The following is a 16,906-nucleotide window of genomic DNA, read 5'->3' as shown; positions in this document are numbered from 1 at the left end:
GCGCGCTCAGGCAGGCCGGTTCAGACCGGGGGCTGCGCGAGCAGGGCCTCGGCGACCGTCGCCCGCGAGTGCGCCACCATCGACCGCGCCATCGGGTCGGCCCCGGTCGCCTCCTCCGCGGCGGCCTCCAGCCGGTCCGGCAGCCGGCCGAGCGCGGTCCGCACCGTGGCCGTGATGGTCGCGGACAGCTGCAGCGCGCTCGCGTCGAGCGCCTTGTCGGTGAGCTCCAGGTCGCGCAGCAGGCCGGCGCCGTCGACGGTCGCCCGGACGTCGTGCGCCGGGGACCAGGCGCTGGCGGTCGTGGTGCGCGTGACCTGCTCCAGCGCCTGGGCGCGGCGCAGCTGGGCGCGGCCCTGCTCCGCCCAGGCCTCGATCTGGGCCGCGGCCGCGGCGTACCCCTCGTCGGTCGAGCTCACGACTGCCCTCCGGTGGCCTGCACGGCCGCGTTGAACGTCTTGTCGAGCGTGCCGGAGACGCTCGTCGCGGTCTTGAGCACCGCGTCGAGCGCCGGCGCGCCGGGGCCCGGGACGACCGGCATCGACTCGAGCGCGGTCGCCGCCCGGCGGAGTGCCGGCACGCCGCGGGTGAGCGCCTCGTTCGCCCGCTCGGTGGCGGTCGCGAGCGACCGGATCGCGCGGGTCAGGCGGGTCAGCCAGTCCCGGACGCGCTCGACGCGGATCGCGATGGCGGTGACCGCCTGCGGCACCACCCACGTCGCGCCGACGCCGACCGTGGCCGCGACCTGCGAGGCCCACGAGATGAGCTTGCCGACCAGGTCGGCGATGACGTCGCGGACGATGGCCCGCACGAAGCCGACGACCGCGCTCGCGCCCTGCATCGCACCGCCCACGCTCGCGCACATCGTCGAGAGCGCCCGCAGCGAGTCCCCGAGCACGTCGCCGAAGACGCCGTAGGCCTCCGCGGCGGGGCCGGACCACCCGGACAGCGCCGTGCGCACCTGGGCCTCCAGGTCGTCGGCGGAGTCGGTGACGCGGGTGGAGATGTTCCCCCACGTCTCGGCCTTCGCGGCGACCGCGGCCGGGTCGCCGGCGATCGAGTCGAGCATGTCCGGCAGCGGCGGCATGTAGTCCAGCAGGAAGCCCGCGACGCTGGCCGCCATCGAGGCGATCGGGTCGACGACGAACTCGGCGATGTCCGCGACCGCGCCGACGCCGCCCGACAGGCCCTCGGCGACCGCCCACCCGCCGTCCGCCTCGGGCGCGAACGCGTGGGAGGCGGGGCCGATGATCTTCAGGCTCTGGTAGCACTCGGACAGGGCGGGCCCGCCCTCGGCGGTGGCGATCAGCGTGGTCACGGCAGCAGCTCCCGGAAGGTGTCGAGCGCGGTGCTGACGGCCTCGTCGATCGCGTCGTACGCGTCCGCGGAGGCGCTCACCGCGGCGCCCGTCCCGGACACGGCGGACGACCCGGCGACCACCCCGGCGGCCGCGCTGCCCTGCAGCACGAGGGCCGGCGGGACCAGGAACGAGCACAGCAGGCCGAAGCTCGTGTCCGGCAGCGCCGTGCTGGCTGCCGCGCTCCGGGCCTCCGCGAGCCCCGCCGCGATCGGCTCGAGCGCGCGGGCGTGCGCGCGCATCGCCTCGGTGTCGACGACCAGCTGGTCGCTCATCGGTCACCCCCGGTCGGCCGGCCGCGCAGGGCGGCGTCGAGATCGTCCAGCATCGTCGTGTCCTGCAGGTCCACCGGCGGGCCGGCGACCTGCGCCTGGAGCGGGGCGGCGCGCCGGTGCAGGTCCGCGAGGGCGTCCTGCGCCACCCGGAGGACCGCGGCGGCGAGCCCGTCGGCGCCGAGCTCCTTCGCCCGCTCGGTCACCTGCACGTCCAGGACGAACCCGTGGTGGTCGACGCGGACCCGGACGCTGCCGTCCGGCGTCGTCGCCGTCCCGGTGAGCGCGCCGAGCTGCGCCGCGGCCTCCTGCGCCCGCGCGGACGCCTCCCGTGCGGCGGCGAGCTGCGCCTCGACGCGCTCGTGCCACATCTGCCGTGTCGCCATCCATCCCCCCGGACGAGTCGGAACCTCACGCGAGGGTAGCGGCGGGCCCCGGCGGAGTGCCCGGTGGCGGGGCCACCGGGCACCCGTTCGGGTGAGTCCCGCGCGGGACGCCGGGAGGTCAGGCGCCCAGGCATGGCGGGAGTCGTCGTACCCGGGCCGGTGGGGTGCCGCTCCCCCGCGCGGGCTCAGCCCGCGACCCGCGCCCCGCGGCGGTTCGGCGGCTCGATCGGGCCCGCGTCCACGTACGCCCGCGCGCGTACCTGGTCGTCCTCGTCCACGAGCCACACGTGCAGCCGCGCCGCGGTGACCGTGCCGGGCGCCGGCACCGTCACCCGCACCGCCCCGCTCAGCAGGTACGGCTCCGCCTTGACCGGCTCCGACTCGGCAGCCCCGGCGACCGCGGCCGCCCCGAACGGCGTCCCGGCCGGCACCCACGCCGCCCGGACCCGCCCGAGCAGCGGCCCGGCGCCGTGGTGCGACACGTGCACGTCCAGCCCCAGCGCCTCGGCCGGCACCGGGATGTCGGCCCCGGCGTGCGCCGGCACCAGGTCCAGCACCAGCGTCGTCTCCGCGTTCACGTCCCGCGGGTCGACGCCGCCGAGGTCCTTCGCCCGCCGGTCGGCGTCCCGCAGCCCGGCCATCTCGTGCTCGACGTCGGTGAGCTCGGTGTAGACGTAGCCGGCGAACCGGTCGTGCCGGCGCAGCTCCTGGGTCTGCCAGCGCAGGTGCCACCCGCGCTCCAGGCTGGTGAACCCGGCGCCGTACTCGCTGTTGAGCACCGGCACGCCCGCACGGGGGAACGCGGCCGACCCGTACAGCGACTTGTCGACGACGAAGTCGGGGCCGAGCCGCACGGGCCAGTCCTCCCGGGTGCCGGCCGCGAGCGCCGCGAGGTTCGCCGCCCACGCCGCGGGGTCCTCGTCGTAGTAGTGCCAGTCGACCAGGTCGGTCCGCACGTGCGACCAGCCGGAGTTCTCCACGACGGGCCGGGTGTCGTCGAGCGCGCGGAGCAGGTCGTACGCACGCGCGGCCGCCGCGGCGCGGGACCGGCTGCCGGGGATGTCCCAGTCGAGGCCCCACTCCTCGTTGTAGAGGCCCCAGATGACGATCGACGGGTGGTTGCCGTCGCGGGCGACCATCGGCGCGAGCTGCGCCTCGAACGCGGCGGCCGCCGCCTCGCTGAACCGGCTGGGCGCCGGCGGCTCGGCCCAGACGAGCATGCCCATCCGGTCGGCGGCGTGCAGCCACCGCGGGTCCTCGAGCTTGATGTGCTTGCGCACCAGCGTGTACCCGAGGTCGCGGGCGAGCTCGAGGTCGGCGAGCAGCGCGGCCTCGTCGGGGGCGGTCGGGCCCGTCGTCGGCCAGTAGCCCTGGTCGAGGACGCCGGTGACGTAGAGGCGCTCGCCGTTGAGCAGCAGCTGCTCACCGCGGGTCTCGACCCGGCGCAGGCCGCTGGTCACCCGGACCACGTCGTCGCCCGCCGTGGTGACGGCCAGGACGTAGAGGTGCGGATCGGCCGGGCTCCACAGCCGCGGGTCCGCGAGCTCGACCCGGCCGCGCGCCACGCCGTCGGCGTCCGCGACCAGCCGGACCGTCGCCCCGCCGTCGACGGCCACCGTCACCGAGGCGCCGGCCGGGGCCGACCCGGCGACCTGCACCGTCACGTCGAACCCGGTCAGCGACTCCCCGCGCACGGCGACCTCGGCGGCGTAGGTGCGGCCGCGGGCCTCGAGCCAGACGCTCTGCCAGATGCCCGAGGTCGGGGTGAACGACACCCCGTCGTAGTCGTCGCGCGGGATGGACCGCTGCTTGCCGTGCGGGATCGCCCGCTTGTCGGCGGGGGCGTGCACCTCGACCTCGAGGACGCCGGTCGACCCCGGGGCCAGGACGTCGGTGAGGTCGACCTCGAACGGGGTCGAGCCGCCGACGTGCTCGGCGACCGGCACCCCGTCGACGCGGACCACCGCCCGGTGGTGCACCGCGCCGAAGCAGAGCAGCACGCGCGCGCCGTCCCAGCCGGCGGGGACGGTCAGCGACCGCCGGTACGTCGCGTGCTCGAGCCAGGTGCGGGCCACGCCGGACGCCGCGGTCTCCCACGCGAACGGGACGACGACCGGGACCGTGCCCTCGGGCAGGTCGAGGTCCCAGGTGCCGTTGAGCGGCAGCCAGCGGTCGGAGCGGTCGAGGTCGGGGCGCGGGTACTCGGGACGGGGAACGGTCATGAGTGCGAGGGCCTTTCGGGACGAGACGGGGGTCAGCCCTTGACGCTTCCGGCGAGGATGCCGTTGATGAAGTGCTTCTGGAGGGCGATGAAGACGAGGAGGAGCGGCACGAGCGCGATCGACGCGGCGGCCAGCAGCTCGCCGGTGACGGTGGCGTAGTCGGCGCCGATCCGGTTGCCGGAGATGTTCTGCGCGAGGGTGGACAGCACCACCTGCAGCGTCGCCATCCGCTCGGAGGACGCCGCGATCACGGGCCAGACGAAGTCGTTGTAGATGTTCATCACGGTCAGCACCGCGAGGCCTGCCAGCGCCGGCCGGATCACCGGCAGCACGATCCGCCAGAAGATGCCGAACTCGGTGCAGCCGTCGACGCGGGCGGCGTCCAGCAGCTCGTCGGGGACGGCGGCGATCACCTGGCGCATCCAGAAGATGGCGAACGCGTCGACCGCGCCCGGGAGGATCAGCGCCTGGTAGGTGTTGACCCAGCCGAGCTCCTTCATCTCCAGCAGCAGCGGGATGATCAGCACGATCGTCGGCAGCATCAGCGTGATCAGCACGGTGCCGAACAGCAGGTCCCGGCCGCGGAACGTGTACTTGGCGAACGCGAAGGCCGCCAGCGGCGCGAAGAACAGCGTCAGCGAGCCCTTCACCAGCAGCACGACGCCGGTGTTGAGGAACCCCTGCCCGATCGGCACGTCGGCGAACATCCGCCGGAAGTTCTCCAGCGTCAGCGCCGACGGGTCGATCCCGAGCGGGTCGCTGATGATCTGGGTCGCCGGCTTGAACGCCGACACCAGGGCCCAGACGACCGGGGCGAGGAACGCGAGCGCGAGCAGCAGCAGGAACGCCTGGGTGCCGAGCGGGCCGGCGACCCAGCGGCGACGGGGTCCCCGCGGAGGTGCGGCCGCCGGGGCCTGCGGGGCCGGGGGCGTCAGGGCGCGGGTCTGGGTGGCGGTCATCAGTCCTCCGACCGGAGCAGCCGCACGAACCCGAGCGACAACGCCATGACGACGATCACGAGCAGGAACGAGTTGGCCGCACCCGTGCCGAGGTCGGCGCGGTTGATGTGGTCGTACAGGTGCAGGCCGGCGGTGGTCGTCGAGCCGTAGGGCCCGCCGTCGGTGACGACGAACGGCTCGGCGAACATCTGGAACACCGCCAGCGTCTGCAGCACCACCGAGAACATCAGCGTGCGGCGGACCAGCGGGACGGTGATGCTCCAGAACCGCCGCAGCGGCGACGCCCCGTCGATGGAGGCGGCCTCGTAGACCGCGCCGTCGATGGACTGCAGCCCGGACAGCAGGATGATCACGATGAACCCGGTGGTCTTCCACAGGAACAGCAGCGCGAGCGTCGGCTTGGCCCACTGCGTCGTCGTCAGCCACCCGACGTCGGGCAGCCCGACCAGGTTCAGCAGCCCGTTCACCGCGCCGTAGTCCCGGTCGAACACCACGACCCAGATCTGCGCGACGGCGACCAGCGGCGTCACGAACGGCACCAGGAACGCGATCCGGTAGAACCCCCGCATCCGGGTCCTCGCGTTGTCCAGCAGCACGGCCACGACCAGCGCCAGCGCCATCTGCACCGGGACGATCAGCAGCCACAGCACGCCGGAGTTGCCGAGCGAGGACCAGAACGCCTCGTTGCCGAGCAGGTAGGTGTAGTTGTCCAGCCCGACCCACTGCGCCGCGCCCGACCCGCGCCAGTCCGTGAAGGACAGCCGCAGCGTGAAGATCATCGGGTAGACGCTGAACGCCACGAAGATCGCGACGAACGGCAGCACGAAGGCGTACGGGGCCACGGCCCGGGGCAGGTGCGGACGGCGCCGGCCCCGGGTCGCGACGGTCGTGGCGGCAGCGGTCACTGCCGGTCCACGAGGTTGGTCTGGATCTCGGCCGTCGACTGCTCGATCACCTGGTCCGGCGTGAGCTCGCCGTCGAGCATCCGCTGCACGTCGGCGCCCAGGTAGTCGACCGCGCCCGCCCACCAGGACGGCGTCGGGGCGCCGCCGGGGATCTGCGCGCCCGCCTCGACGGCCGTGGTCCACAGGTCCTGGTCACCGAGCCCGGCGACCGGGCCGAACAGCGGCTTCGCGGGGTCGGCGGCCGGTGCGTACGCCGGGATCGAGGTGGCCAGCCCGTTCGGGTAGACGTCGTTCGGGCCCCAGACCGCGGAGTAGCCGGCCTCGTCGTACATGAGGAACTCGTAGAACAGCCACGCGAGGTCGGCGTTCTCCCCCGCCTTCGGCAGCACGAACGACGAGCCGCCCATCGCGCCGGACCGGGCGCCGCCCTCCTCCCAGGCCGGCAGCTCCATCGCCCGCCAGTCGCCGGAGGTCTGCGTGAGCTGCTGCTCCGGGGCGAAGCTGAACCAGATCGCCCACGGGTAGAACACCTGGCGGCCGTCCTCGAGCGGGCCGACGTCGCTGGGCGACAGGTACTCCGCGCGGGTGCCGAGGCCCTCCTTCTGCACGGTGTCCAGCCAGCCGAGGATCTGCCGGTACTCGTCGGAGTCGATCCGCAGCTCGCCGTCCTCGTCGGCGATGCTCGTGCCCAGCTGGCTCGCGTACATCTCCAGCTGCAGCTGGCCGAGGAACGCGCTCTGCTCCAGGTGGATCGGCTGCGCGCCCGGCACCGCGGCCTGGTACTGCCGCGCCGCCTCCAGGAGGTCGTCGTAGGTCTCGATCTGCGTCGCGTCCACGCCCGCGGCCTCGAGCGCCGTCGCGTTGTAGAACAGCAGGCCCGGGTCCAGGTCGAACGGGACGCCGTAGAGGCCGCCGTCGAGCGAGTTCACGTCGATCTTCTGCGGCGCGATGTCGGCCACGTACGGGTCGAGCACGTCGGACAGGTCCCACAGGTAGTCGGCGAACCCGGCGACCTTGGCGTCGTCCAGGAAGACGCCGTCGGGGACGTCGGTCTCGGTGATCAGCGTGTTCTGCAGCTTCGCGTCGATGTCGACCGCCTCGTGGTGCACGACGATGTCGGGGTACACCTCGTTGAAGTCGTCGATCACGGCGTCGAACACCTCGAACAGGTCGCCGGAGCGGTCCCAGATGGTGATCTCGCCGCTGGGGCTGTCGCCGGCGGGGGCCTGGAGGCGGTCGGTGCCGGCCGCCGTGGTGCTCCCGTCCTCGGAGCCGCCGGAGATGGACGGGCCGCAGGCGGCCAGGACGGTCGCGGCCGCGAGCGTGCCCGCCGCGAGGGCGAGCAGGCGCGGCCGGGCGGTGCGCCGCGTGGTGCGGTGGGTCGGGTGCATCGGCACTCCCTCGTGCGTGTGCGGTCGGTCCGGGGCGGGGGGTCGCACCGGCTTTGCCAACGTGTGCAAACTAGACCTGCTTTGCACACGTTGGCAAGACCCCTACGCTGAGTCGCACCCGAGGAGGAGGTGGCATGGCCGCGACCCTGCGCGACGTCGCCGAGCACGCCCAGGTCTCCGTGCGGACGGTGTCCAACGTGGTCAGCGGCTACGCCCACGTCAGCGAGCGCATGCGCAGCCGCGTGCTCACCGCCATCGAGGAGCTCGACTACCGGCCCAACCCCGTCGCCCGCACCCTGCGCACCGGCCGCACCGGCGTGCTCGCGCTGGTGGTCCCGGAGATCGACCTGCCGTACTTCGCCGAGCTGGCGCGCGAGATCATCAACGCCGCCGCCGACCTCGGCTACCGCGTGATGGTCGACCAGACCGGCCACGACCACGAGCGCGAGCGCCAGCTGCTCACCGGCGCCGACCGGACCATGCTGTTCGACGGCGTGCTGTTCAGCCCGCTGGTCACCCGCGCCGAGCTGCTCGAGATGCAGGGGTCGTCGACCATGCCGCTGGTGCTGCTCGGCGAGCACGAGTTCGACGGCCGGTACGACCACGTCGCCATCGACAACGTGCAGGCCGCCGTCGACGCCGTGTCGCACCTGGTGTCGCTGGGCCGGCGGCGGATCGCCGCGATCGGGGCGCAGCCCGAGGAGTCGTACGCGACGCCGCAGCAGCGGACCACCGGGTACGAGCGGGCGCTCCGGGCCGCGGGCCTGCCGGTGGAACCCGCGCTGCTGCGCGCCGCCGCGCACTACCGGCGGGCCGACGGGTACTCGGCCGCGTCGTCGCTGCTGGGCCTCGCCGACCGGCCCGACGCGATCTTCTGCTACTCCGACCTGCTGGCGATGGGCGCGATGCGTGCGGTGTTCGACGCCGGGCTGCGGGTGCCCGAGGACGTCGCGGTGATCGGGATCGACGACATCGAGGAGGGGCGGTACTCGCGGCCCACGCTGTCCACCGTCTCGCTGGACACGCCGTTCATCGCGCGGTCCGCGGTGGGACGGATCGCGGCGCGGATCGCAGAGCCGGAGGCGCCGGCCGTGGAGGTGACGGCGCCGCACGTGGTGCGGGTGCGGGAGAGCACCGGGGCGACGGCGTAGGCGCTGATCACCCCCCGGGTGGCGTCTCGGGCTCGTGCACCGCGAGGCGCCGGTGCCACGATGGCCTGCATGGAGCCGCGCCGCCGCACCCGCACGCTCGCCGTCATCTGCCTGTCGGCTGCCACGCTGGTGCTCCTCGCCGCGTGCGCGGCCGGCGTCAACCCGGGCGTCGGCACGGCACCACCCGGTGAGGCCGACCCCGCCGGGTTCTGGTTGGGACTGTGGCACGGGGTGATCCTGCCGATCACGTGGATCGTGTCGCTGTTCACCGACACCGTGACGCCGTACGAGGTGTTCAACAACGGGAACTGGTACGACGTGGGGTTCGTGCTGGGGATCTCGATCGTGTTCGGCGGGCCGTTCGGGGCGGGGCGGGCGCGGAAGCGCTGAGCATCACCTGCCCTCCGGTCGTCTCTCACCCGCCGCTCAGCGTCACGACGGTCGCGCCGGGCGTCGGCGCCCGCAGCCCACGCGTCCGGAACCGATCGGTCCGACTGGCCGGCTCGCTCTCGGCTGCCGGCGAGTACGCAGTCTCCACGGACGGCCACGGACGGCGGACGCCCCGCCGGCTCGTCGACGCCGCCTCTTGCCAACGTGTGCAAACCTGCGCCAGAGTCGCTCTTGCAACGTCTGCAAAGAGGCAGACGCCGCGCGCCCCGGTGCGCGGTGCACGCGATGTCGAAGGAGAGCGCACGTGCTCAGATCCACGCAACGACGATCCCGGCACACCGTCCTGTCCCTGCTCTGCGCCGCCGCGCTGACCGTCGTCGGCGGCCTCGCGCAGCTGGCCACGACCGCCGCCCCAGCGGCCGCGGCGCCCGCCGGCCAGGTGCTGTACTCGCCCGACCTCAGCCAGAACCCCGCCGGCACCGCTGGCTACCCGCGGGCCGTCCGGCTCGACCACGACGGCTCGACCGCCCAGACCATGCTCGCCACCTTCGCGCGGGGCGGGGTCGGCGCGGCCACCGTGCTGCCGATGTACCGGAGCACCGACGGCGGCACCAGCTGGACCCAGGTGTCGACGCTCAGCTCGAACACCCCGGGATGGGACCTCGAGGCACCCACCCTCTACGAGGTGCCGCGGAGCATCCCGGGCCTGAACGCCGGCGACATCCTCGCCGCGGGCACCGCCTGGGACGTCGGCAACTACACGACGCAGAAGGTCGAGGTGTTCCGCAGCACCGACCGCGGGAGCACCTGGCAGTACCTCTCGAACTGCACGCAGACCTCCGGCCAGCCCAACGGGTGGGGCCACGGCATCTGGGAGCCGACGTTCCTGGTCACCGACTCCGACGCGCTCGCCTGCTTCATCTCCGACGAGCGGCCGGCGAACAGCCCGACGAACAACCAGATCATCGGGCACTACACGTCGACCAACGGCGGCCAGTCGTGGAGCTCGACGATGACCGTCGACGTCTCCTTCCCGGCGGACAACCTGCGCCGGCCCGGGATGCAGACGTTCGCGGCCCTGCCGAACGGCGACTTCCTCATGTCCTACGAGATGTGCCGGGACGCGACCAACGCCGACCACGCCTGCGAGGTCTACGTGAAGCGCAGCGCCGACGGCGCCTCCTGGGGCGCGGCCGGTGACGCCGGCACCCTCGTCCAGACGACCGACGGCCGCGAGCTGCTGCACACCCCGTACGTCTCGTGGGTGCCGGGCGGCGGGCCGAACGGCACCGTGCTGCTCTCCGGGCAGCGCGTCGTCGCCGGTCCGACGGGCAACAAGGCCGTGCTCGCCGAGTCCGGCACCGTCCTGTTCGCCAACACCAACCTGGGCGTCGGCGCGTGGACCGAGGCGGCCACCCCCGTCACGGTGAACCCGACCGGCGGGTACGGCACCGGCGTCCCGTCGTGCCCCGGCTACTCCACGCCGGCGATCCCGCGCGAGGACGGCACCTCCTACCTGTACCTGGCGGCGACCTGGCTCGGCACCGGCAACCAGTGCGAGGTGCGGTTCGGCATCGGGTCGCTGCCCGGCCCGACCGGCGCCGTCGTCGGTCTCGGCGGCAAGTGCCTGGACGTCGACACGAACACCGCGGTCGACGGCCGTGCTGCCCAGCTCTGGACCTGCGGCACCGCCACGGGCCAGGACTGGTCGGTCAGCGCCGACGGCACGCTCCGCGCGTTCGGCCGGTGCCTCGACGTCGACGCCAACGGCACGGCGAACTTCACCAAGGTGCAGCTCTGGGACTGCAACGGCTCCGGCGCCCAGCAGTGGCGCGCGCAGGCCAACGGCTCGCTGGTCAACCCGCAGTCCGGCCGGTGCCTCGACGTCCCGCAGGGCAACACCGCGGACGGCACCGACCTGCAGATCTACGACTGCAACGGGCTGGCGACCCAGGTGTGGACGCTGCCCGGCGCCCCCACCGGACCGATCGTCGGGCCGGCGGCCGCAGGCATGTGCGTCGACGTCGACACGAACACCGCCACCAGCGGCAACGTCGTGCAGCTCTGGACCTGCTCGGGCGTGCCCGGGCAGCAGTGGTCGATGCACGCCGACAGCACCGTGCGGGCCTTCGGGAAGTGCCTCGACGTCGTCGGGAACGGCACCGCGAACTTCACCAAGGTGCAGCTCTGGGACTGCACCGGCGGCGGCGCGCAGGTGTGGGTGCCGCAGGCCGACGGGGCGCTGCGGAACCCGCAGTCGGGGCGGTGCCTCGACGCGCCGAACGGGGTGAGCACCGCGGGGACGGACCTGCAGATCTACGACTGCACCGGGGCTGCGGCGCAGCGGTGGCGGGTGGCGGTGTGACCCCCGCAGCGTGAGACGACGACGGCACCGGCGAGCGCACGCTCGCCGGTGCCGTCTCGCCCTCGACCTCGACCTCGACCTGCCATCAGTCGTCTCCGCGTGCCCGCTCGGCGACGGATGCCACCGCCACGGGCAGGAGCTCGACGCCCACGTCGTGCCCGGGAGGACGATGAGCATGATCCGCAGCATCGCGGCGACCACGTCGATCGGCTCGCCGCCCATGCCGCGTTTGATCACGGCCTCCATGCCGAGGACCCGCGTCGCCGAGCAACTTCTGGCAACCGGTTGCCCACCCCGATCCACCACCCGCAGGCTGCACCCGACGGCGCGGCACGAGGCCGCCCACCCCCGGGAAGGACGGCGATGGAGCACACCTGGCGCTGGTTCGGCGACCGCGACCCCATCACCCTGACGCAGGTGCGCCAGACCGGCGCGACCGGCGTCGTCACCGCCCTGCACGACGTCCCCAACGGCGACGTGTGGCCGGTCGAGGCGATCGAGGCGCGCCGCGCGCAGATCGAGGCCGCGGGCCTGGTGTGGTCGGTGGTGGAGAGCGTGCCGGTGCACGAGGACATCAAGCGTGGCGGCCCGCTCCGGGACCACGCCGTGGCCGCCTACCAGCAGACCATCCGCAACCTCGCCGCCTGCGGCATCGACCTGGTCTGCTACAACTTCATGCCCGTCCTGGACTGGTCGCGCACCGACCTCGGGTACCCGCTGGAGGACGGCACGTGGGCGCTGCGGTTCGACGCGGACCAGCTGGCCGCCTTCGACCTGTTCCTGCTGCGCCGACCCCACGCGGCCGGTGAGTACGACGAGGAGCAGACCGCGCGGGCGCGCGCGGTCCTGGAGGCGCTGGACGAGGCCGGCCGCGAGCGGCTGGTCGACACGATCCTGCTCGGCCTGCCGGGGTCCGAGGAGCGGTACACCCTCGACGAGTTCCGCGAGGCCCTCACCACCTACGACGACGTCGACGCCGACGCCCTGCGCGCCCACCTCACCTCGTTCCTCCGCGACGTGGTGCCGGTCGCGGAGGAGGTCGGCCTCCGGCTGGCGATCCACCCCGATGACCCTCCGCGCCCGCTCTTCGGGCTGCCGCGGGTGGTGTCGACCGCCGAGGACGCGCAGCACCTGCTGGACGCGGCCCCGTCGCCGGCGAACGGGCTGACGATGTGCGTCGGCTCCTACGGCTCGCGCGCGGACAACGACGTCGTCGCGATGACCCGCCGGTTCGCGGAGCGGATCTACTTCGCGCACCTGCGCTCGGTGCGGCTGCAGGACGGCGGCCGGAGCTTCTACGAGGCGCCGCACATCGCGGGCGACGCGGACATGGTGGCGGTGATCGCGGCGCTGGTCGCGGAGGAGCGCCGCCGCGAGCGCGAGGGCGGTCCCCGGCTGCCGATGCGGCCGGACCACGGCCAGCGGATGCTCGACGACCAGCTCCGCGAGACCTACCCCGGCTACTCGCTCATCGGGCGGCTGAAGGGGTTGGCGGAGCTGCGCGGGGTGGAGCAGGCGGTCCGCCGGCTGGTCCCGGTGCCCTGACCCGCACCCTACGATCGCGGGATGGACGCCGAGGACGGCAGCGGGGCGAGGGCGACCCGCGCGCCCACCATCTACGACGTCGCGCAGGTGGCGGGCGTGGCCTCCTCGACGGTGTCCCGGACGTTCGCCCGGCCGGGCCGCGTCAACTCCGAGACCGCCGAGCGGGTGCGGGCGGCGGCGGCGTCGATCGGGTACCGCGCCAACCCGGTGGCGCAGGCCCTGTCGACGGCGCGCACGCGGATGATCGCCGTCCTGGTCTCGGACCTGGCCAACCCGATCTACGCCGAGCTGCTGCGCGGCGCCCAGGTCGCGGCGTCGGCGGCGGGCTACGGCGTGCTCGTGGAGGACACCCGGGAGGACGCCACGACCGAGCGGGAGACCGCGGAGCGCATCCTGCCGCTGGTCGAGGGGGTGCTGCTCACGTCGTCGCGGATGTCGGACGCGGCCATCCGGAGCATCGCGAAGCAGCGCCCGGTGGTGGTGGTGAACCGGGGGCTCCCCGACGTGCCGTGCGTGGTGGCGGACGAGCAGCGCGGCACGCGCCGCGCCGTGGAGCACCTCGGCGAGGCCGGGCACCGGGAGCTGGTCTACGTGGCGGGGCCGGACGCCTCCTGGCCGAACGGCGCCCGGTGGCGCGCGTTCAGCGACGCCTGCCACGAGCTCAGCCTGGCGGGCCGCCGCATCGGCCCGTTCGAGCCGACGTTCGCCGGCGGGTTCGAGGCGGCGCTGGCGCTCGGCGGGGCGCGCGCGTCGGGCGTGCTGGTCTTCAACGCGCTGATGGCGGTCGGCGTGATCCGCGGCCTGCAGCAGGCCGGTCTGCGGGTCCCGGAGGACGTGAGCGTCGTGGGGTTCGACGACGTGCTGATCGGCCAGATCGTCTCCCCCGCGCTGACCACGGTGTCCACCCCGCTGCAGGCGATGGGCGCGACGGGGCTGCGGAACCTGCTCGCGGTGGTGCACGGCGCACGCTCCCGCGGCGAGCCGGTGGTCGTCCCCGCCCGGCTCGTCGTCCGCGACTCGACGGGTCTGGTCGCCGCCCCGAGCAGCTAGCGGGCAACAGGTGGCAACCGCTTGCAGCAGCGCGACGGCGGCTCGAACCATGGCCGCATGGCCCCCCTGCCGACTCCGGTCGCACCACCTCGCCTGACGCTGCACCCCGACCGGCTCCTGCCCCCGGACCCGGGGACGCGGTCGGTGGCGCGCGAGCTGTACGCCGCGGTGCGCGACCTGCCGATCATCTCCCCGCACGGCCACGTCCCCGCCCGCTGGCTGGCGGAGGACGTCCCGTTCCCCGACCCGACGGCCCTGCTCATCACGCCCGACCACTACGTGACCCGCCTGCTGCACGCCCGGGGCGTGCCGCTCGCGGACCTCGGGGTCGGGGTCGGGGTCGCGACGCCCGCGCAGTCCCGCGCCGCGTTCCGGCTGCTGTGCGCGCACTGGCCGGCGTTCCGCGGGACACCGGTCAAGCTGTGGCTGGAGCAGGTGCTGGTCGAGGTGCTCGGGGTCGACCTGGTGCCGTCGCCGGCCACCGCGGACGACCTCTACGACGCGGTCGCGGACCGCGTGGCCGACCCCGGGTTCCGGCCCCGGGCGCTGTACGACCGGTTCCGCATCGACGTGCTCGCGACGACCGACGACCCCTGCGACGACCTGCGGCACCACGCGGCGCTGCGCGACGACCCGGCCTGGCACGGCCGCGTGGTGCCGACGTTCCGCCCGGACAGGTACCTCGAGGCGGGCCGGCCGGAGTGGTCCGGCCGGGTCGACGCCCTGGGCGAGGTGGCGGGCGTGGACACCGGCACCCTCGCCGGCTGGCTGGACGCGATGGAGCGCCGACGGGCCACCTTCGCGGCCCACGGCGCCGTGTCCGCCGACCACGGGCACCGGGACGCCCGGATGGCGCCGCTGGACCCGGCCGAGGGCGAGCGGCTGTACGCGCTGGCCCGGGCAGGCGGGGCCACCCCCGCAGAGGCGGAGCGCCTACGTCAGGGCCTGCTGTTCGAGATGGCCCGGATGTCCAGCGAGGACGGCCTCGTGATGACGCTGCACCCGGGCGTCAGCCGCGACCACCACACCCCGTCCCGCACCCGGTACGGCACCGACATCGGCGCGGACATCCCCGGGCCCGTCGAGTTCACCGAGGCGCTGCGCCTGGTGCTGCAGGCGTTCGGCACGCACCCGCGGTTCCGGCTGGTCGTGTTCACCGTGGACGAGACGACGTTCTCCCGCGAGCTCGCGCCGCTGGCCGGCTTCTACCCGTCCCTGTACGTCGGCGCGCCGTGGTGGTTCCTCGACGCGCCCGACGCGATGGAGCGGTACCGCGCCGCCGTGACGGAGACCGCCGGGTTCACCAAGACCTCCGGGTTCGTCGACGACACCCGCGCCTACCTGTCGATCCCGGCCCGGCACGACGCGAGCCGGCGCGCGGACGCCGCATACCTCGCGCGGCTGGTGACAGACCACCGGCTCACCCTCGACGAGGCCCACGAGACCGCCCGCGAGCTCGTCACCACCACCCCACGAGAGGCGTTCCGGCTGTGACCACCGACCTCCAGCACCGCCAGGCCGCGCCGCCCACGCTGCGGCTGTCCCGCGCGGCCGGGCACGGCCGCCCCGCCGCTCCCGTCCGGGTCGTCCACCTGGGCCTGGGGAGCTTCTTCCGCGCCCACCAGGCCTGGTACACCGACAACGCCCCGGACGCCGCGGACTGGGGCATCGCCGCGTTCACGGGGCGGTCCCGCGCCCTGGCGGAGGCGCTGGCCCCGCAGGACGGCCTGTACACCCTGGTCACGCACGCCCCGGACGGAGAGCGGCTGCGCGTCGTCTCCAGCGTGTCCGCCGTGCACGGCGGCGACGAGCACGACGCCTGGCTCGGCTACTGGGCGGACCGCGCCGTCACGGTGGCCACGTTCACGGTCACCGAGGCGGGCTACGTCCGCGGCGCGGACGGCGGCCTCGACACCGGCAGCGCCGACGTGCGCGCCGACGTCGCCGCGCTGCGCGCGGACCGGCACGCGCCGGTCCGCACCGCGCCCGCACGGGTGGTCGCCGGCCTGCGCCTGCGCCGGGCCACCGGCGCCGGCCCGATGACCCTGCTCCCGTGCGACAACCTGCCCGAGAACGGGCGCGCCCTGGAGCGGGTGGTGCTGGAGCTCGCCGACCTCGTCGACCCCGCGCTCGGGGACTGGATCGGCACGCACGTGGAGTTCGCGACCTCGGTGGTGGACCGGATCACCCCGGCCACCACGGACGCCGAGCGCGACGCCGTCCGTGCGACGACGGGGTTGGCCGACACCGCCCCCGTCGGGACCGAGCCGTTCTCCGAGTGGGTGGTCGCCGGGGAGTTCCCCGGCGGCCGCCCGGCGTGGGAGGAGGCGGGTGCCCAGCTGGCCGACGACGTCCTGCCGTTCGCCCGGCGCAAGCTCTGGCTGCTCAACGGCGCGCACTCCCTGCTGGCCTACGCCGGCAGCGTGCTCGGGCACCGGACGGTGGCCGACGCGATCGCCGACGGCCGCGTGCGGGGCTGGGTCCAGACCTGGTGGGACGAGGCGAGCCGGCACCTGGCGCTGCCGGCGGACGAGCTGGCCACGTACCGCCGGGCCCTGCTGGAACGGTTCGGCAACCCGCGGATCGAGCACCTGCTCGCCCAGATCGCCGCGGACGGCTCCGAGAAGCTGCCGGTGCGGGTGGCCCCGGTGCTGCGCGCCGAGTGCGCGGCGGGCCGGCTCCCTCGCGGTGCGACCACCCTGGTCGCCGCGTGGGTGCTGCACCTGCGCGGCCGCGGCGCGCCCGTGGTGGAGGCACGCCCCGACCGGGTCGCGCGCCTCGTCGACGGCAGCCTCGACGACGCGGTGCGCGCGGTCCTGGACCACCTGGTGCCGGGGCTGCGCGGTCACGACCCGCTGGTGGGCGCGGTGCTCGACCAGGTCCGGGCGCTGGAGGCGCTCGCGTCCTGAGCCGCCG

At 74.5% G+C, this 16,906-nt stretch carries 15 protein-coding genes; 7 read left to right on the top strand and 8 right to left on the bottom strand.

Annotated elements, in window-relative coordinates; translation table 11 throughout:
* Positions 1-20 precede the first annotated feature (20 nt).
* The 8 genes from ACWPWW_RS14765 to ACWPWW_RS14730 all read right to left on the bottom strand — a co-directional run bounded on the left by ACWPWW_RS14765 (position 21) and on the right by ACWPWW_RS14730 (position 7,489).
* A complete protein-coding gene (locus ACWPWW_RS14765; protein WP_454051107.1) occupies positions 21-416 on the bottom strand; it encodes a YbaB/EbfC family nucleoid-associated protein in 396 nt (131 codons plus the stop codon).
* Positions 413-1,315 carry a WXG100 family type VII secretion target gene (locus ACWPWW_RS14760; protein WP_454051106.1) on the bottom strand — a complete coding sequence of 301 codons (903 nt, stop codon included), beginning with the start codon at positions 1,313-1,315 and terminating at the stop codon, positions 413-415. The genes ACWPWW_RS14765 and ACWPWW_RS14760 overlap by 4 nt, the downstream gene beginning before the upstream one ends.
* Complete coding sequence (locus ACWPWW_RS14755; protein WP_454051105.1) at positions 1,312-1,629, bottom strand: type VII secretion target; 318 nt, start codon at positions 1,627-1,629, stop codon at positions 1,312-1,314. The genes ACWPWW_RS14760 and ACWPWW_RS14755 overlap by 4 nt, the downstream gene beginning before the upstream one ends.
* A complete protein-coding gene (locus ACWPWW_RS14750; protein ID WP_454051104.1) occupies positions 1,626-2,012 on the bottom strand; it encodes a YbaB/EbfC family nucleoid-associated protein in 387 nt (128 codons plus the stop codon). Before ACWPWW_RS14750 ends, ACWPWW_RS14755 begins: the two co-directional genes overlap by 4 nt.
* Before the next feature lie 185 nt (positions 2,013-2,197).
* Positions 2,198-4,234: a glycoside hydrolase family 2 protein gene (locus ACWPWW_RS14745; RefSeq protein WP_454051103.1), complete on the bottom strand. Its 2,037-nt coding sequence runs from the start codon at positions 4,232-4,234 to the stop codon at positions 2,198-2,200.
* A gap of 32 nt (positions 4,235-4,266) precedes the next feature.
* Positions 4,267-5,193, bottom strand: coding sequence for a carbohydrate ABC transporter permease (locus tag ACWPWW_RS14740; protein ID WP_454051102.1), 927 nt, complete (start codon positions 5,191-5,193; stop codon positions 4,267-4,269).
* Positions 5,193-6,098, bottom strand: a complete 906-nt coding sequence (locus tag ACWPWW_RS14735) for a carbohydrate ABC transporter permease (RefSeq protein ID WP_454051101.1) — start codon at positions 6,096-6,098, stop codon at positions 5,193-5,195. Before ACWPWW_RS14735 ends, ACWPWW_RS14740 begins: the two co-directional genes overlap by 1 nt.
* The gene (locus ACWPWW_RS14730) at positions 6,095-7,489 is read right to left on the bottom strand and encodes an ABC transporter substrate-binding protein (RefSeq protein WP_454051100.1); all 1,395 of its coding nucleotides are present in this window, start codon (positions 7,487-7,489) and stop codon (positions 6,095-6,097) included. The genes ACWPWW_RS14735 and ACWPWW_RS14730 overlap by 4 nt, the downstream gene beginning before the upstream one ends.
* 134 nt (positions 7,490-7,623) lie before the next feature.
* On the opposite strand from ACWPWW_RS14730, the gene ACWPWW_RS14725 reads away from it, so the two are divergent.
* From ACWPWW_RS14725 to ACWPWW_RS14695, 7 genes are all read left to right on the top strand, one after another.
* Positions 7,624-8,640 (top strand): LacI family DNA-binding transcriptional regulator, encoded by a 1,017-nt coding sequence (locus ACWPWW_RS14725; protein ID WP_454051099.1) that lies wholly within the window; start codon positions 7,624-7,626, stop codon positions 8,638-8,640.
* A 69-nt stretch (positions 8,641-8,709) separates the two neighbouring features.
* Positions 8,710-9,030, top strand: a complete 321-nt coding sequence (locus ACWPWW_RS14720) for a hypothetical protein (protein WP_454051098.1) — start codon at positions 8,710-8,712, stop codon at positions 9,028-9,030.
* Between the two features lie 304 nt (positions 9,031-9,334).
* Positions 9,335-11,395, top strand: coding sequence for a ricin-type beta-trefoil lectin domain protein (locus ACWPWW_RS14715; RefSeq protein WP_454051097.1), 2,061 nt, complete (start codon positions 9,335-9,337; stop codon positions 11,393-11,395).
* Positions 11,396-11,758: 363 nt separating this feature from the next.
* The gene (gene uxuA / locus ACWPWW_RS14710; protein WP_454051096.1) at positions 11,759-12,940 is read left to right on the top strand and encodes a mannonate dehydratase; all 1,182 of its coding nucleotides are present in this window, start codon (positions 11,759-11,761) and stop codon (positions 12,938-12,940) included.
* A 21-nt stretch (positions 12,941-12,961) separates the two neighbouring features.
* Positions 12,962-13,990: a LacI family DNA-binding transcriptional regulator gene (locus ACWPWW_RS14705; protein ID WP_454051095.1), complete on the top strand. Its 1,029-nt coding sequence runs from the start codon at positions 12,962-12,964 to the stop codon at positions 13,988-13,990.
* Positions 13,991-14,047: 57 nt separating this feature from the next.
* The gene (uxaC, locus tag ACWPWW_RS14700; protein ID WP_454051094.1) at positions 14,048-15,484 is read left to right on the top strand and encodes a glucuronate isomerase; all 1,437 of its coding nucleotides are present in this window, start codon (positions 14,048-14,050) and stop codon (positions 15,482-15,484) included.
* On the top strand, positions 15,481-16,899 hold the full coding sequence (locus ACWPWW_RS14695; RefSeq protein ID WP_454051093.1) for a mannitol dehydrogenase family protein: 1,419 nt from the start codon (positions 15,481-15,483) through the stop codon (positions 16,897-16,899). Before uxaC ends, ACWPWW_RS14695 begins: the two co-directional genes overlap by 4 nt.
* Positions 16,900-16,906 lie beyond the last annotated feature (7 nt).

Source organism: Cellulomonas sp. Marseille-Q8402 (assembly GCF_965119525.1).
The sequence above is the reverse complement of the archived record's forward strand: the minus strand, read 5'-3'. Positions and strand labels throughout refer to the sequence as shown.

Excerpts from the sequence above, each read along its gene's own strand:
- ACWPWW_RS14755 (WP_454051105.1), bottom strand. The coding sequence starts at position 1,629 with ATGAGCGACCAGCTGGTCGTCGACACCGAGGCGATGCGCGCGCACGCC.
- ACWPWW_RS14750 (WP_454051104.1), bottom strand. The coding sequence starts at position 2,012 with ATGGCGACACGGCAGATGTGGCACGAGCGCGTCGAGGCGCAGCTCGCC.
- ACWPWW_RS14745 (WP_454051103.1), bottom strand. The coding sequence starts at position 4,234 with ATGACCGTTCCCCGTCCCGAGTACCCGCGCCCCGACCTCGACCGCTCC.
- ACWPWW_RS14740 (WP_454051102.1), bottom strand. The coding sequence starts at position 5,193 with ATGACCGCCACCCAGACCCGCGCCCTGACGCCCCCGGCCCCGCAGGCC.
- ACWPWW_RS14730 (WP_454051100.1), bottom strand. The coding sequence starts at position 7,489 with ATGCACCCGACCCACCGCACCACGCGGCGCACCGCCCGGCCGCGCCTG.
- ACWPWW_RS14725 (WP_454051099.1), top strand. The coding sequence starts at position 7,624 with ATGGCCGCGACCCTGCGCGACGTCGCCGAGCACGCCCAGGTCTCCGTG.
- ACWPWW_RS14720 (WP_454051098.1), top strand. The coding sequence starts at position 8,710 with ATGGAGCCGCGCCGCCGCACCCGCACGCTCGCCGTCATCTGCCTGTCG.
- uxuA (WP_454051096.1), top strand. The coding sequence starts at position 11,759 with ATGGAGCACACCTGGCGCTGGTTCGGCGACCGCGACCCCATCACCCTG.
- ACWPWW_RS14705 (WP_454051095.1), top strand. The coding sequence starts at position 12,962 with ATGGACGCCGAGGACGGCAGCGGGGCGAGGGCGACCCGCGCGCCCACC.
- uxaC (WP_454051094.1), top strand. The coding sequence starts at position 14,048 with ATGGCCCCCCTGCCGACTCCGGTCGCACCACCTCGCCTGACGCTGCAC.